The organism is Nostoc sp. PCC 9305 (assembly GCF_963920915.1).
Taxonomy (GTDB): domain Bacteria; phylum Cyanobacteriota; class Cyanobacteriia; order Cyanobacteriales; family Nostocaceae; genus Nostoc.
In genome coordinates, this window is sequence record NZ_CAWUDN010000007.1 from 43632 (window position 1) to 59859 (window position 16228).

The following is a 16228-nucleotide window of genomic DNA, read 5'->3' on the forward strand; positions in this document are numbered from 1 at the left end:
TAGATGAGCCGTTTTTTTATCGCCCTTTTACCACCGCAAAATATTCAAGACTACGCCAACGAGATTAAGCAGTATTTTGCCGATCGCTATACTAGTAGGGGAGCGTTAAAGTCTCCGCCTCATATTACCCTGCAACCGCCCTTTGAATGGGCAGATGATAACTTGCCATTGTTAGAAGCATCCTTGAAGGAGTTTGCTAGTAGACAACAGCAAGTAGCAATTACACTGAAAGGGTTTAATGCTTTTGCCCCTCGTGTCATATACATTAACGTCGTCAGAAGTCAAGAGCTTTTAACTTTGCAAGCTGATTTCATGGCTTATACAGAAAGCAACTTGCAAATTTTTGACAAGGTTTCTAAAACCCGCCCTTTTGCACCCCATTTAACGGTTGCATTTCGGGATTTAACAAAGCAGAATTTTAAAGCTGCTTGGCCAGAATTTGAAAATCGTCAGTTGCATTTTGAGTTTACTGCTGACAAATTAACCTTGCTGCTTCACGACGGGAAACGCTGGAATATTAACCGGGAGTTTGCTTTTTTCGCTGGTAGTAATTGAGCGATGTTTTTGCGATGGCCGCTGGCGCTGTTTGATATTGGAGCTACCTTGACGATAATATCCAATATTATATTTACCTGAAGCCTTTTGTAAAATTGTGTGCGCACATCTGTGTGTCCGTAACACGTAGTATCATTAATAATTGAGAATAAGCGATCGCATCTCTTTCTTTTTCATTCTCTGTAGTCGCACACGTCTAACGTCTCAAAGAGTTGCAGCTTGTCGTCACACATCGCTTAACCTTCGGAACGCCTTGCAAATAAGAAATGTTAGATTTATTTATTTCTACTTACCTAATTTTTGTAAAACAAGATACATTAAATGGTAGTTTAATCGCAAAGGAACCAAAAAGTATGGCCGTTAGTAGCCCTGAAGTCATCCGTCATATATTGATCGGATTGGGATATTTAACTCCTGAGATCGATCCTAAGCCGGATCTCACTAAATTTGCTCCCTGGAAGCGGAATAACAACTCCTTGACAGACGATCCTACTGAAGAAGCTATTAAAAAGTTTCAGAAACAGTACTCACAAAAACTTGTGGTTAATGGTAATGCTGATGCAGAGACTCGAACTGTCATGGAAGATACAGTGAAAGGGCTTCAGAATAGATTGAAGTTTCACGGTTTTGCAACCAATGCCGAAATTCCTCCAGATAAGCCTTTTTATGGCCCAGCTACTTATACAGCAGTCAAGAAATTTCAGAAATCTCAGGGTTTAACTGAAAATGGGATTGCTACTATTGAACAGCGGCAAATTCTACAGCAATCTAGTCTCACAGATAAACCCCAGACTCCGCCTCAGTCACAACTAAAGCTGATAGATTTGTGCTTTCAATTCAAAAAAAATCCTCAAAATCCTTCTTACATCGCAGCGTTAAATAACTTACAACAAAATTTACCCAAGGACGTTTTACACAAAGTTACTAACAAATGGAGGGGGACAAACGATCAAAATCCTGAGATTGTTAAGCTGACGAATCTGTTTACTTATTATGATGACAATAATGCAAACCATCGTGATGCACTAAATCACTTACAAAGTCAGATTACCCCAGCCATCTCTCAAGCATTTTTAAGTCTTTGGAATAAGAAGTAACAAATGAGATTTACAGCAGAATTCAGAATTCAGAACTAAAACTTTGTATCTCATCAACTTGAAATCTGCTGTATATAGGCGTAATCTGCTTTTTCACATCTGATACCAATTCAAAAAATGTTTACGACAGAATAAGCCCACCTGTGCTGACGCGCACCCCAGGGTTAGAGAGATGTATTATCTATGTGTTGCATTCTTTTTTCAAATTGGTATGACATAGGAGAATTAAAAACCAGGTTTCTGAATCTCTGATGAGTAGAAAACCTGGTTTTTTAACAATTCTGAATTCTGAGTTCTGAATTCTAAATTCTGATTTAATATTCAATTCCCGGTTGTGCTTTCACACCTTGATCGCGGAAAGGGTGCTTAACTAGGGTCATTTCAGTTACTAAGTCAGCACGCTCAATTAAAGCAGGTGGTGCGCCTCTACCTGTGAGAATAACGTGTTTGTTAGCGGGTTTTTGTGCTAAACCTGCTAAAACGTCTTCTACTGGTAAGTAAGCCATTTTGAGGGCGATATTGATTTCGTCTAACAACACTAGATGAAAGTCTGGGTTGCGGATGTATTCTAATGATTTCTCCCATGCAGCGCTAGCTTTGTCAAGATCGCGATCGCGGTCTTGAGTTTCCCAAGTAAAGCCTTCGCCCATTGCGTGAAATTCTATCTGGTCTTCCCAATAGCTGAAAACCCTTTTTTCGGAAGGTTCCCAGCTACCTTTAATGAATTGGACGATCGCTACTTTATACCCATGACCGAGCGATCGCAACACCATCCCCAAAGCCGCAGTAGTTTTACCCTTACCGTTACCAGTATTTACAATAATTAACCCTTTTTCTGGTACAGCTTCTGCTATGCGCTTGTCTTGCACTTCTTTACGTCGCTGCATCTTTTTGCGGTACTGCTCATCAGTCAGAGATGAAGACATTACCTCATCAATTAAGCGCCCAATTTCTTGGTCTGGGTTCAATTCTTTTGGTGTATCGTGTTTCATCAAGCTTGTCTAGAAATAACTGTTAAAAGTGTTGAAAATGAACCAAAATCGCCTTATTTATCCAATTTCACTTACATTACTTGATTGGAAATGTCCAGTAAGCTTTCATGTGAAATATTAATAGTGTGTTAGCTTTATTAATGATTTGCAGACAGGTGGAACTATATATAATACACAAGCTGAACTTAATAATTTGAGTTTACTATTACTGTTTTAAATAATCTAATATGTTCATTAAAGCATTTTACCAGTAAAATTTTATTATTATTATCTTCTTTAATACAATGATAAGTTAGATACTTTAAGTATCATAAGTATGATGTCTAATATCAGGAGTTATGCATTTATGGATGTTGTTGTTTCCATTTTTCCCATAAAGCCTGCGTATCTTCTGGTTGTCCGTCATAGTTGAGCAATTGGTCTGAAATTATCACCCATGACTGGGCACTGCGTGTCCAAATGTTACCCACTGGGCATAACCAACTGGTATCATCTAAGGTTCCAGCTTTGACATTGATCGTATTTGGATTGTAAGTCCTTTCATGGAACAATCGCGTTCCGCAGTCGCCACAGAATAGGTTATTTACCTCACGTCCGCTATCATTTTTCCGAGTCCAAGATTTCGGTTTTCCCTGAACAATTACAACAGCATCTCGTAGTACTGTAAGAGACATACCAAAGGCACTAGACGATTGTTTTTGACACTCCTGACAGTGACATAGGTAAAGTGTTAACGGTTCAGCATTAATTTCATAACGAATCTGTCCACATTGACAACCTCCAGTATATGGAAGACTCACAGGTTTTATCTCCTAACAATTTTTATCACCTGATTGTAACTAAAATTATCTCAAGCTTAAAGCAGGTTTTAGTAGACACAAACAGAAGACATCTGGGCACGAATAAATTTTCATTATCTACATTTTTCTAAATCTTCTTCATTCTTCATCTTCATCTGATTCATCATCATCACTCCAATACTGTTGAGGTGCATTTCCGTGAACTTCTAAAATCTTCGGTTTTTTGATTTTGTGATCGGGTGGATTAATTGCTTCTAACTGCACATCAAATTTCCAATTGTCACCAAAATCATAAAGATAGGTCATTTTCCCACCTATTTCTAGAGATAAATCACCAATCTGTACTTGGTCAGCAAATGGGGGTGTTTCCATATAGGCATGACCGATTTTTATGATGCGACCAAAATGGTCTTTATAACTAAACTCATACAGGTGATCGTAATCAAAGTCAAAAGCATCAAGAATTATTTCTGCTAGCCAGCTTAATGGTTTTTTTGCAGGTATAGCAATACGTCGCCAAGCCTTAAAAAGGGATACTTTGAAAATATAAATACCATCAGTGAAGCCTTGCTTGGGAACAAGTAAATTATGCTCCCACTCTGGAAAAAATGGTTGAAAATGTGACTGCAATTTTCCAAAATTTACATTCACATCATCCTGTAATTCTCCTCGTATACCCAATGGAAAAAGGAATTGCAACAGAGCATCACCAAAGGGTAAGCGTTGTAAACTAGTAATACGCCACCCCTTACCTTCTTGTGGTTTACCATGTTTGATAGATAACAATCCGAATAACTCTAACAGGGCAACATTATGCAGTCCGGGGTAATAACTAATATTGTTTTGATCTTCATATTTAGAAAATTTTAAACCTTTATCTGGAACGCGGGGCCAAAGTTGAATACATCTAAATAAATTCCCTAATGAATCTTGATGTTCGCCCAAAACTTCATTATTTCCCCAAATCAACCAAGCTTCTAATAAGTTGAAATAGCGTTCTGTTAGATTGAGGCTTGACCATGATTGCAAAGTTGCTGCATCTACAACTAAAACCTGCTTCTTCCCTTGGGATTTAATCTGGGCTATTCCAGAACTGCGTAATAACAGATATAGTCCATTAATGTAGGGGTATGATTTCTGTACGGGGCGTTTGAGTTTAGTTTCAATTGGGTGACTTAACCGAGAATTAACTTCTGATAAGACTTTTAGCGGTAGAAGGTTATTAATACTACTAACTTCCACTCCGTTTGGTTGTAAGAAATCTATTAGGGTTTGAAAGTCATGCAGAATCGTACCGGGTTGATTTTCATCAATAGTGAGTTCTTGGAGGAGTTGTTGTTGTGACTCTGCAAGAGTTGGCAGTTCAGGATTGAGTGTGCGTTCTAGTCGCGCAAATAAATCTTCCATAAATAAAAATTCTAAATTCTAAATTCACAATTTAACCTTCTGTGTAACCTGTTTTATTTATACTATGACTACAGAAGTTCTCCTGATAAACATTGACCTGCCAAGTGTCACAACAGGACTATCAACACCGTAAGTTTAATGAAATGTGAATGATAATATTTTCACCTTCTACTTGACAATCCCAGAAATTTGATATGAATAGTAACACTCGCCTACAGATGATTTTAGCTGATACACGTATTAATACAGTATTATCTGCGATCGCTCAACTAAATCTACCGAACTGGTGGTTAGCCGGGGGTGCAGTCCGAAACACCGTTTGGTCTTCAATTTTTGGCAATGACTGTGGGTTAGGTATTAAAGATTTCGATATTGCATTCTTTGATATAGAGGGGAACCGTTCCCAAGAACTAACAGCAAAAGCGACTCTCACAGAACAATTTCCTGATGACGAGTTTGATGTCAAAAATCAAGCCAGTTTTGCTCGTTGGCGTCTTGGTAGCAGACCTTATACTAGTACAGAGGATGGCATCACAGATTGGCTGCACACGGCTACTGCTGTGGGAGTTCGACTAAATGCTCAAGGACAATGGCAATTTTTCACACCTTACGGGTTGGATGACCTATTTGGTGGCATTATTCGACCTACGCCAACGCATACTCATAATTTGGACGCCCATAATAAGGCATCTGGATTTTTACAGAAGTGTCCTTATCTGCGGTTGGCGTAAAAGTTACAGTCAGATTTTAGCCGCTAGTTTCCATTACAAGGAAATAATCGCTTTTTAATTTACAACCCTTGGATACCGAAGCGCAATGTTAATAATTTTCTAAGTACTGGGAATAATTAAACTAGAACCCCTTTCACGATAGAACAGGGATGATGCTAATTTTATAACTTTATAGGCAAAAATCAATGCCAAATCTTACTGGATACCAAATCAACTCGACTCTCCACGAAGGAATCCAAACAATTATTTATCAAGCACAAACGCCAAAGACGCAACAGCGAGTTATCCTCAAGTTGCTTAAAAATGAATATCCGACCCTTGAAGCCTTTACTCGCCTTAAAAATGAGTATCAAATTCAGCAAGGTTTAGACCATCCTAATATAGTTAAAGCTATCAGTCTAGAAACCTTTGAAAACCGTGTGGGATTATTGTTAGAAGACTTTGGTGGTCAGTCTTTATCTCAACTGCTTCAAACAAAAAAACTTGACTTAATTAACCATTTAAAGATTGCTATTCAACTGACTAAAGCTTTAGATTATTTGCATAATAATCAGATTATTCATAAAGATATCAAACCTAATAACATCATAATTAACTCCCAGACAGGTATTGTGAAACTCGCTGACTTTGGTATAGCCTCCCGTCTCAATAAGGAAAATCCCCAATTTAATAACCCTAACTGCGTTGAAGGCACACTTGCCTATATGTCTCCTGAACAAACTGGGAGAATGAATCGCATTCTTGATTATCGTACTGACTTTTATTCCCTTGGTGTGACTTTATATGAAATGCTCACCGAGAAAACACCATTTGTTAGCCAAGACCCCCTAGAAGTAGTTTATAGTCACATTGCAGTTCAAGCGAGAAACCCACAATCATTTAATTCACAAATTCCTACTGCCATCTCTGAGATTGTGATGAAGCTGATGGCAAAAAATGCGGAAGATAGATATCAAAGTGCGACAGGATTATTGGCAGATTTAGAATCATGTCTCAAGCAGTTAGAAACTAGGGGAATCATTACTGATTTTGTGCCAGGTCGTTTGGATATATTGAGCCAGTTATTAATACCTCAAAAATTATATGGTCGTGAAGAACAAGTTAATGAACTTTTAGCTGCATTTGAGCGAGTTACATCTGGAACTAGTGAAATGATGCTAGTTTCTGGTTATTCTGGGATTGGCAAATCAGTTCTAGTCAATGAAGTTAATAAACCCATTACTCGCAGACAAGGGTACTTTATCTCTGGTAAATTTGATCAGTTAAAACGGAATATACCTTATGCTTCTTTAATTCAAGCCTTTGCATATTTAATGCGGTATTTGCTAACCGAGAATAATGAAAAAATAGAAATATGGCGTAATAAAATATTATCAGCTTTAGGGACAAATGGAAAAGTTATTACTGATGTAATTCCAGAAGTAGAATTAATCATCGGGACACAGCCGGAAGTTGCCCAAATTGGGGCAACAGAATCACAAAATCGTTTCAATCATGTTTTTAAAGAATTTATCCAAGTTTTTACTAAAAAAGAACACCCATTAGTCATATTTTTAGATGATTTACAATGGGCAGATTCAGCTACTTTAAATCTAATTCAACTGCTCATAACTGATACTGATAGCAAATACTTTTTATTTATTGGTGCATATAGAGATAATGAAGTTAGTTCAGCACATCCTTTAATCCAAAAAATAGAAGAGATTAAGAATAGTGGCACGGTTGTTAATAATCTTATATTGCAACCCTTAAATTTAGGCAATGTAACTCAGCTAGTTGCCGAAACTCTTCAAAAAATAGAGGTGAAGCAGCATGAAGAAACAAAAGTCTTTAATCAAGAAATTATTAAACTAGCTGAGTTGATTTGTAACAAAACAGGTGGAAATCCATTTTTCATAACACAACTAATTCAGGCACTTCATCAAGAAAAACTTTTAAAGTTTGACTTTAGTAATGCTAAATGGCAATGGAGTCTAGAGGATATTCAAGCAATTGGAATTACCGATAAGAATGTAGTTGAATTAGTTGCCAGCCGAGTTGAAAAACTACCACAGTTCACCCAAGATGTTTTAAAATTAGCAGCTTGTGTGGGTGACAGATTTAGTTTGGATGTTTTATCGATAGTCAATGAAAAATCACCTTCTTTGACAGCAAATGATTTACACTCAGCTTTGCAAGCGGGATTAATTCTGCCTTTAAGTGAAGCTTACCGCATTCCCTTAGTTTTTAATCAAGAAGAAGCGGTACATTTAAATTTTGACACTTCACGGGTGGGTTACAAGTTCTTGCATGATAGAGTACAGCAAGCAGCATATTCCTTAATTCCACAAGAACTCAAGAAATCTACTCACCTGAGAATTGGGCAATTGCTTCTTCAAAACATACCTAAAGAGGAAATAGAAGCTAATATTTTTGATATCGTCAATCAGTTAAATGTAGGTATTGTTAACCTGATAGAGCAATCTGAAAAAACTGAATTGGCACGATTAAATTTAATTGCAGGACGAAAAGCTAAAGCCTCTACAGCTTACGAAGCTGCTCTTAAATACTTCACAAATGGGATAGAACTTTTAAATATAGACGCTTGGCAAACGGAATATACCTTAACCATTGGCTTATATGAAGGAGCCGCAGAGGCAGCCTATCTGGGTGGTGATTTTGAGCAGATGCAACAGTGGGCTGAGGTGGTGCAGCAAGAAGCAAAAATTCTTTTAGATAAAGTGAAAGTCTATGAAGTACAGATTATCGCTTCTATCATTCAAAGCAAGCAATTGAAAGCTATTCAAACCGCAGTATCAATTCTGCAATTGTTAGGAATAAGTTTTCCACACGAACCGACATCAACTGATATTCAACAGGGGATGGATGAAATTGCTGTTTCTTTGAAAGGGAAAGCGATCGCAGATTTAATTAACTTACCATTAATGACCGATCCTAACAAGATTGCAGCCATGAGAATCTTAATGGGAGTTCTCCCTGCGGCTTTTCAAACTGCTCCGGCAATGATGCCAATTATTGTCTGTAAAATGGTCAATTTGTCCTTAAGCTATGGAAATACAGCTGTATCTGCTTATGGTTATAGTCTTTATGGATTACTTCTTTGTGGAGTTCAAGGAGAAATTGATTCTGGCTATAAATTTGGGAAATTAGCTTCACGTCTGGTGTCACAATTTAATGCTGAAGAACTCAAGGCGAAAATTCTGACGGTTGTTAGTGCCCATGTTATGCATTGGAAAGAGCATATTAGAGAGACATTAACATCATCAATGTCAGGATATTCTAGTGGTCTGGAGACTGGAGATTTAGAATATGCTGGTTATTGTGGTTACATTTATCCCTATCATTCATTTTGGCTGGGTAAGGAACTTTGGGTTCTAGAAAAAGAACTGATAGCTTATTGTGATTCGCTGAAAAAAATCAACCAACAAGTAGCTTTCACTTGGAATTCAGTATATTTGCAAACAGTGCTGAACTTGAAAGGAAGTTTTGAAAATGTAGACTGTTTAATTGGAAAAGCTTATGACGAGCAAAGTATGCTGCCAATTCATCAGCAAGTAAATGATCTTTACACAATTAACCACTTATTTGTGAATAAGCTAATGCTCTCTTACATATTTGGGGAGTATTTTAAAGCTGTAGAAAATGCTGCGATCGCAGAAAACTCTTTAGGTGGTGTTACAGGGTTGTTTGTTGTCCCAGTGTTTTATTTTTACGATTCTTTAGCCCACTTAGCAATTTATCATACTGCTAAAGAGTCTGAGAAGCAAGCTATTCTAGAAAAAGTCCAAGCTAATCAGCAAAAGATGGAACTCTGGGCTATTCATGCTCCCACCAATCACTTACACAGATTTTATCTCGTCGAGGCAGAACGTTATCAAGTTTTGGGTCAAAAGCTAGAAGCAATGGACTATTATGAAAACTCGATTGCCAAATCTCAAGCAAACGGTTTTCTCCAAGAAGAAGCTTTAGCCTATGAGTTAGCTGGAAAATTCTATCAATCTTTAGGTAAAGAATTAATTCATCAAACTTATATAACTAAAGCCTATTATGCCTATATTCGTTGGGGTGCGATCGCTAAAGTTAAACACTTAGAATCAAAGTATGTTTTTCTAGTAGGACAAACTACTACCATAGAAAACACTAGTTCAAAAATTGATACCACTCATATTACCACTAATACTACTACCAATAGCAGCTTGAGCGATTTTCTAGATTTTAATGCATTCATCAAGTTTTCACAAGCGATTACTAATGAAATTGTTTTAGAAAATCTATTGGGTAAGCTGATCCAAATTTTACTAGAAAATGCTGCCGCACAAAAAGCAGCACTACTCCTACTTAAAGATAATCACCTATATATTGAAGCATCTGGAAATGCTACTGACGATGTGGTGACGGTTTTACGTTCTATTCCTGTTGAAACCTATCAAGATTTACCGCTGTCTGTAATTAATTATGTTCTCAGAACTCAGCAATATATTGTGTTAAATGATGCAATAGTTACAGAGCCTTTTAATTTTGACATCTATATCCAAAAATCTCAAACAAAATCAATCTTTTGTTTGCCCATTATGTACCAATCACAACTTACTGGTATTATTTATTTAGAAAACCAGTTATCATCAGGAGCTTTTGTTCTAGAAAGGGTAGAGGTATTAAAAGTCTTAGTTTCTCAAATGGCTATTGCCATAGAAAATGCCAGCTTGTACACAAAGGCGCAAGACAAATCTAAAGAATTAGAACAATCGATAAAAGATTTACAAGAGGCACAACTACAACTTATCCAAAGTGAAAAAATGTCTTCTCTAGGAAATTTAGTTGCAGGCGTAGCACACGAAATAAACAACCCCATTGGTTTTATTACAGGTAGTATTGCCCAAGCAAAAGATAATGTTAAAGATTTAATAGACTATCTGCAACTGTACCGAGAAAAATTCCCCAATCCTGGCGCTGAAATTGAAGAAAAAGCTGAAGAGATAGATATAGAATTTCTGCTAAAAGATTTACCAAAAATGATTGATGGCATGACGGTAGGCACACAGCGTATTCGTAATATTAGTACCTCTCTCCGTACTTTTTCTCGTGCTGATACTACCTCTAAAGTGTTAGCTAATATCCATGAAGGTATTGATAGTACTTTGATGATTTTACAACATCGTCTGAAAGCCGATCATAATCGTCCTGCCATTCAGATTATTAAGAATTATGCAGATATCCCATCAGTAAAATGCTATTTGGGACAATTGAATCAAGTTTTTATGAATATTATTGCAAATGCAATTGATGCTTTAGAAGAAGCAAATATCGGTAGTAATTTTTTAGAAATTCAAGAAAAATATCCTAATATTATTACTATTGAAACTAGTCTACAAGTAGATAATGAAAACGTAGCAATTAAGATTCAAGATAATGCCAAAGGAATGACAGAAGAAGTTAAATCCTGCATTTTTGAGAATTTATTTACTACCAAATGTGTAGGAAAAGGTACGGGATTAGGATTATCTATTAGTCGGCAAATTATAGTTGAAAATCATGGTGGAAATTTGACTTGTGAATCAGTTTTGGGAGAAGGTACACAATTTATAATTTCTATTCCCATTTTGGGAGAATAAGGAACTTTTGATAGTTGTAACCGCAAATTCATGACTTCTCAAAGAAGCTTACTTACCCAGTTGTAGTGTTTACAGCATTTACAGCTGTTATGAGGTACAGTAGCAGCAACTTGCTAACATGGCATGGATTATCTGGTTCAATTGCCGCATCGTTGCAATTAGTGTTAATAGAGAGTATGTGTTGGGTTTTTTCGGCATGGGTATGGTTTGCGGTATTCTTGGTTAAATTAGTCAGGACTTACGCAAAATCATGAAAAAACGAACCACAGAGGGCGCAGAGGACACGGAGAAATAAGAGTTTCAGAAAGCTCTTGCGTAAGTCCTATTAGTTTATATCTGCATTGACAATTTTGATAAAGTGAATTTCCGATAAATTTACTGTTTCTCAAGGGTGATAGTTGCGTAAGTCCTGTATGTAAGTAGTGACTTTATTACTTAATCAAATCAACACAAACTTAGTCACAATTAGCACTTGTAAATTATTAATTAACTGTTATAACTAATTGTATACATCAACTCTTGTATGTACTAGCTTTATCATTTACTAGAAAAAAGATTTTCTAGCAGATATAAAAGTCAATTACTAGTGAAGTCTACAAGCATATTAGACAGTTTTGATGGGCTAAAATTATTAGCTCAAACTTTAGTTTGTAGTAAAGTACAAGATGCGAAAATCGTAAATAATTAAGGAAGTCATCTTGTGGAAAAAAGAAGAGAAAATGGGGGAATAGTTTCAAAGGCTATTTCGTTCCTGTTAAATCGTATAACCTTGATTGTGCTTGCAGTGACTCTTGTGCTGTTTGTTGGAGGTAAGTTTGAACTAGCAAGTGCAGCTCAACCTAACGCAGAACTAGAAATTCAAAAATTAACATCCTGTTATGCTCTGGGAACTGACGCTATTGGTAGAGGAAATCTCCAAGAAGGAAAGAATATTTATCGGGATTGTTTTACTCAAGATTCAGTCCTCACCGCCATTTTTCCTGATGGGGCAACTCAAACAAATTATGGGACAGATTCTTGGGCAGATTTTGTCTATTCAGTATTTCAAGGAAATGGTTATACAGCTACTCAACACTTGATGGGTACAATAAACATTTCAGTTCAAAATAATCAAGCAACGATGACTTCTTATCTCCATGCGACTCACAAACGCTCGGAAACCAGCATTGATGTTGCTAATGGCACTTATGAAGATCAAGTCGTTAACAGAAATGGGCGTTGGAAAATTCGTAATCGTACTCTCAAACTCATCGATTTCTTGAATCTCAGTTCGCCAACTACTGCTTCTTCAAGCACTAATGCTCGAAGTGCTAATTCCTCAGCTACCTTTGTAAGACCAAATATACCTCGTATAAAAGAATAATTTTTTAGGTTGGATAAGTATTCTTTACCTTCCTTATGACCTGAAAAAAGGGGTGAATTAAAATATTCACCCCCTTTCTTTTTGCCACTTGAGTAAAATATAGTGCAAGATAAACAACCTTTGCAGTCAGTCTTTATTCTGGTTTATATATGAATAGAGAAGTTCGCGATCGCTTCGAGGATTTACAATTAAGCATGGACTATTCCCGTGACTTCCATTACTGACAATCACTACAGTAATGCCCATCTGGGGACAAACTCCTAAACAACTGGTGCTAACCACCCGAAAATCACCCCATAATCCTTCAAACTTTAAACGAGATTTCAAGCAATTCTCTAAATCTTCGGAAGCGGTTGAGCCTAGCTGCTCGTTTGCACATTGTGAACACACAAGCACCAAACCAGATTCCCATCGGGGAGAAACGGTTGGAATAGAAGTTTCTAATCGAGTATTTATTAGAAGCGATGGTTGTTGAGAATTGGATGCAGACCTCTTGAGGATACGTTTGAGTAATGCTTTAATACGCTGTAGGAATTTTTTCATGGACTACCCCACCTATTTCTCTGACAAGATAGTGTAAATTTCCTGTTTAGTCTGTTCTAGTAGATCGCCCAAGAAATGCTAGTCTATGCCAAGTCGTTTGTAGACGATGTAGAATTTTCACCTATAGACGCCAAGGGGACATGATATTACTATCTTTAATTGCAACTCAGTATTACAATCTAGGGGTTCCCACTCGCTGGGGAAACTATATGGAATTAAAACATGACTAAGCTGATCGAATACGAAGAAGCCAGCGACGAAGTACGTGCAGTGTATGACGACATCCGCGTTACACGTCAGAATGACTACATTAATAATTTCTGGAAAGCCATAGCCAACCATCCTCCCACCCTGCAACGAACGTGGCAAGCGTTAAAGGAAGTGATGGTTAGCCCTGGTGAAATTGATCCACTCATGCGCGAACTGATTTATATTGCTGTGAGTGCGACAAATGGCTGTGAGTATTGCATCGCCTCGCACACAGCGGCAGCACGTGCCAAGGGTATGAATGATAGTATGTTCGGGGAACTAATGGCGATCGCAGCTACTGCCAATATGACCAATCGCCTCGCCAATGGCTATCAAATTCCGGTGGACGAGAAATTCAAGACGTAGGAGTTTAGCCTTGTCTATCCCTGCTTAAAAATAAGGTTTAGCAGAATTATTTACTATGCCCAAGGTTCAGATTAACGGGATTGATTTGTTCTATGACATTAAGGGAACGGGTGAGCCTTTGCTATTAATAGCTGGCTTTCTTTGCGATCATGCTTATTGGTCGCTAATTATGCCATCGCTGGTTTTGCAGTATCAAGTCATCCGCTTGGATAACCGAGGTATGGGGAAAAGTTCTGCTCCCGAAAACCCTTATAGTCTGAAACAAATGGCTAGTGACGTTGCAGCATTGCTCGATCGCATCGGCATTGATCGGGTGCATCTAGCAGGTCATTCAATGGGTAGTCAGATAGCCCAAGAGCTAGTGTTAGCACGCCCTGAAAAGGTAAAAAGTCTGATGCTACTCTCATCTTTAGCAAAAGGTGATGCATTATTCAACAGCATCATTGAGACTTGGGGAGAACTTCCTAGTAATGTAGACCTAAAACTTTATGAAAAAGTCATATTGCCCTGGATATTTACAGATACCTTCTACTCAATTCCTGACATGATCGAAGGTCTGATTGAATTTGCGATCAGATATCCTTTCCCACCTGCAACTCATTCACTCTATCATCACAGCCAAGCCATCCTTAGTAGTGACACAATAAACCGCCTCCAACAAATTCATTGTCCTACCTTAGTTATGGTTGGTAAACAAGATATTCTCACCCCGCTAAAGTTTTCCCAACAACTTGCTCAAGGTATTCCCAACGCTGAACTTGTAGTCATCGAACGTGGTGGTCACGGCTTCTTGATTGAGTCGCCGGATGCTGTAGTTGCAGCTATGCTCAATTTTCTGGGGAAATTGAAGCCAGCTTATAGCAATTTTGGATTTTAGATTTTGGATTTTAGATTACTTCCTAAAACCCTGTTTCGAGAATCTCAAATAATACTAACTAAGAGATTTTACCAAATCCACCACCGCCAGGAGTTTCTATTACAAAAACATCTCCAGTTTTCATTTCTACTGTTGCTGTGCTTTCTAAATTCTCTTCAATTCCATTCTGACGTTGTATCCAGTTGCGTCCTACTTTTCCTGTTTCCCCACCATTTAATCCAAAGGGAGGAACAAGCCGATGACCAGAGAGAATATTAGCTGTCATCGGTTCAAGAAATCGAATGCGGCGGACAACTCCATTACCACCCGAATATTTTCCTTTGCCACCGCTATCGGGACGAAGACTAAAGCTTTCTAAAAATACAGGATAACGGGTTTCTAAAACTTCTGGATCGGTCAAACGAGAGTTAGTCATGTGAGAATGAACACCATCAGTGCCATCAAAATTAATCCCCGCGCCAGAGCCGCCGCAGATAGTTTCATAATATTGATATTGCTCATTACCAAAAGTAAAATTATTCATCGTTCCTTGGGAAGCAGCTATAACACCCAAAGCACCATATAAAGCATCAACAATAGTTTGAGAAGTTTCGACATTACCCGCGACTACTGCGGCTGGATAGATTGGGTTGAGCATACAGCCAACCGGGATAATAATTTCTAGAGGATTAAGACATCCGGCATTGAGAGGAATATTATCATCAACTAAAGTACGGAAGACATATAAAACTGCTGCTTGAGTTACGGCTTTAGGAGCATTAAAATTACTATTTAGTTGTAGAGAAGTCCCAGTAAAATCGATGGTAGCACTACGGTTTTCTGAGTGAATCGTTACTTTAACTTGAATTTGTGCCCCATTATCCATTTTATAAGTAAATGAGCCATCCTTGAGAACTGCGATCGCTCGTCTAACAGACTCCTCAGCATTAGCTTGCACAAATGTCATATAAGCCTGAACAGTATCAATCCCGTATTGTAAAACCATTTTACAAATTTCTTGAACTCCCCGTTCGTTTGCAGCAATTTGGGCTTTGAAATCGGCTAGATTTTGGTTAGGATTACGAGCAGGGTAAGTATGATTTGAGAGGTGTTGTTTTACTGCGGATTCTCGAAAATTTCCCTCTTCAACCAAGAGGAAATTATCAAAAAGAATTCCTTCTTCTTCTACTGTGGTACTGTGTGGAGGCATTGAACCGGGAGTAATTCCACCAATATCTGCTTGGTGTCCGCGAGAAGCAACAAAAAATAGGGGGGTAGGGAATAGAGTATTTTTACTACTTTCCAAAAAAACAGGGGTAATTGCAGTGACATCAGGAAGGTGTGTGCCGCCGTTATAGGGGTTATTAGATAGATAGACATTTCCCGGTTTTAGGGTGTCGCCTTTATCGTTAATTAAACTGCGGACACTTTCACTCATTGAGCCTAAATGTACGGGAATATGAGGGGCATTTGCTACTAGTAATCCAGAAGAGTCAAAAATAGCGCAGGAGAAATCTAGCCTTTCTTTGATATTCACTGATGTGGCTGTGTTTTGTAACACAATTCCCATTTGTTCGGCGATAAATTGATAGAGATTTTTAAAGATTTCTAAACGGATGGGATCGGATTTAGATGTTGTATACATTTTGGGATTTTA

The 16228-nt window shown here is 37.8% G+C and carries 12 protein-coding genes; 7 read left to right on the top strand and 5 right to left on the bottom strand.

Features of this window, described 5'->3' with window-relative positions; translation table 11 throughout:
* Positions 1 to 3: 3 nt before the first annotated feature.
* The gene (locus ACM0OX_RS04385) at positions 4 to 555 is read left to right on the top strand and encodes a 2'-5' RNA ligase family protein (protein WP_414513367.1); all 552 of its coding nucleotides are present in this window, start codon (positions 4 to 6) and stop codon (positions 553 to 555) included.
* 353 nt (positions 556 to 908) lie between these two features.
* A complete protein-coding gene (locus ACM0OX_RS04390) occupies positions 909 to 1652 on the top strand; it encodes a peptidoglycan-binding protein (RefSeq protein ID WP_414513368.1) in 744 nt (247 codons plus the stop codon).
* A 314-nt stretch (positions 1653 to 1966) separates the two neighbouring features.
* Here the strand turns inward: ACM0OX_RS04390 and cobO are convergent, their stop codons facing one another.
* From cobO to ACM0OX_RS04405, 3 genes are all read right to left on the bottom strand, one after another.
* Positions 1967 to 2644, bottom strand: coding sequence for a cob(I)yrinic acid a,c-diamide adenosyltransferase (gene cobO, locus ACM0OX_RS04395; protein WP_194043048.1), 678 nt, complete (start codon positions 2642 to 2644; stop codon positions 1967 to 1969).
* A 344-nt stretch (positions 2645 to 2988) separates the two neighbouring features.
* Positions 2989 to 3444: a GFA family protein gene (locus ACM0OX_RS04400; RefSeq protein WP_414513370.1), complete on the bottom strand. Its 456-nt coding sequence runs from the start codon at positions 3442 to 3444 to the stop codon at positions 2989 to 2991.
* Positions 3445 to 3582: 138 nt separating this feature from the next.
* Complete coding sequence (locus ACM0OX_RS04405; protein ID WP_414513371.1) at positions 3583 to 4851, bottom strand: plasmid pRiA4b ORF-3 family protein; 1269 nt, start codon at positions 4849 to 4851, stop codon at positions 3583 to 3585.
* Positions 4852 to 5045: 194 nt separating this feature from the next.
* On the opposite strand from ACM0OX_RS04405, the gene ACM0OX_RS04410 reads away from it, so the two are divergent.
* The 3 genes from ACM0OX_RS04410 to ACM0OX_RS04420 all read left to right on the top strand — a co-directional run bounded on the left by ACM0OX_RS04410 (position 5046) and on the right by ACM0OX_RS04420 (position 12557).
* Positions 5046 to 5582, top strand: coding sequence for a nucleotidyltransferase family protein (locus tag ACM0OX_RS04410; protein WP_414513372.1), 537 nt, complete (start codon positions 5046 to 5048; stop codon positions 5580 to 5582).
* 185 nt (positions 5583 to 5767) lie between these two features.
* On the top strand, positions 5768 to 11194 hold the full coding sequence (locus tag ACM0OX_RS04415) for an AAA family ATPase (RefSeq protein WP_414513373.1): 5427 nt from the start codon (positions 5768 to 5770) through the stop codon (positions 11192 to 11194).
* 700 nt (positions 11195 to 11894) lie between these two features.
* Positions 11895 to 12557 carry a nuclear transport factor 2 family protein gene (locus tag ACM0OX_RS04420; RefSeq protein ID WP_414513375.1) on the top strand — a complete coding sequence of 221 codons (663 nt, stop codon included), beginning with the start codon at positions 11895 to 11897 and terminating at the stop codon, positions 12555 to 12557.
* 126 nt (positions 12558 to 12683) lie between these two features.
* Here ACM0OX_RS04420 and ACM0OX_RS04425 read toward each other — a convergent pair whose 3' ends face one another.
* The gene (locus ACM0OX_RS04425; protein ID WP_414513377.1) at positions 12684 to 13100 is read right to left on the bottom strand and encodes a hypothetical protein; all 417 of its coding nucleotides are present in this window, start codon (positions 13098 to 13100) and stop codon (positions 12684 to 12686) included.
* A 222-nt stretch (positions 13101 to 13322) separates the two neighbouring features.
* On the opposite strand from ACM0OX_RS04425, the gene ACM0OX_RS04430 reads away from it, so the two are divergent.
* Together ACM0OX_RS04430 and ACM0OX_RS04435 are read left to right on the top strand one after the other, a co-directional pair.
* Positions 13323 to 13715, top strand: coding sequence for a carboxymuconolactone decarboxylase family protein (locus tag ACM0OX_RS04430; protein WP_414513379.1), 393 nt, complete (start codon positions 13323 to 13325; stop codon positions 13713 to 13715).
* 55 nt (positions 13716 to 13770) lie between these two features.
* Positions 13771 to 14592: an alpha/beta fold hydrolase gene (locus tag ACM0OX_RS04435; protein ID WP_414513381.1), complete on the top strand. Its 822-nt coding sequence runs from the start codon at positions 13771 to 13773 to the stop codon at positions 14590 to 14592.
* A 58-nt stretch (positions 14593 to 14650) separates the two neighbouring features.
* Here the strand turns inward: ACM0OX_RS04435 and ACM0OX_RS04440 are convergent, their stop codons facing one another.
* Complete coding sequence (locus ACM0OX_RS04440; protein WP_414513383.1) at positions 14651 to 16216, bottom strand: hydantoinase B/oxoprolinase family protein; 1566 nt, start codon at positions 16214 to 16216, stop codon at positions 14651 to 14653.
* Between the last annotated feature and the right edge of the window lie 12 nt (positions 16217 to 16228).

Excerpts from the sequence above, each read along its gene's own strand:
- ACM0OX_RS04385 (WP_414513367.1), top strand. The coding sequence starts at position 4 with ATGAGCCGTTTTTTTATCGCCCTTTTACCACCGCAAAATATTCAAGAC.
- ACM0OX_RS04390 (WP_414513368.1), top strand. The coding sequence starts at position 909 with ATGGCCGTTAGTAGCCCTGAAGTCATCCGTCATATATTGATCGGATTG.
- cobO (WP_194043048.1), bottom strand. The coding sequence starts at position 2,644 with ATGAAACACGATACACCAAAAGAATTGAACCCAGACCAAGAAATTGGG.
- ACM0OX_RS04405 (WP_414513371.1), bottom strand. The coding sequence starts at position 4,851 with ATGGAAGATTTATTTGCGCGACTAGAACGCACACTCAATCCTGAACTG.
- ACM0OX_RS04410 (WP_414513372.1), top strand. The coding sequence starts at position 5,046 with ATGAATAGTAACACTCGCCTACAGATGATTTTAGCTGATACACGTATT.
- ACM0OX_RS04415 (WP_414513373.1), top strand. The coding sequence starts at position 5,768 with ATGCCAAATCTTACTGGATACCAAATCAACTCGACTCTCCACGAAGGA.
- ACM0OX_RS04425 (WP_414513377.1), bottom strand. The coding sequence starts at position 13,100 with ATGAAAAAATTCCTACAGCGTATTAAAGCATTACTCAAACGTATCCTC.
- ACM0OX_RS04430 (WP_414513379.1), top strand. The coding sequence starts at position 13,323 with ATGACTAAGCTGATCGAATACGAAGAAGCCAGCGACGAAGTACGTGCA.
- ACM0OX_RS04435 (WP_414513381.1), top strand. The coding sequence starts at position 13,771 with ATGCCCAAGGTTCAGATTAACGGGATTGATTTGTTCTATGACATTAAG.
- ACM0OX_RS04440 (WP_414513383.1), bottom strand. The coding sequence starts at position 16,216 with ATGTATACAACATCTAAATCCGATCCCATCCGTTTAGAAATCTTTAAA.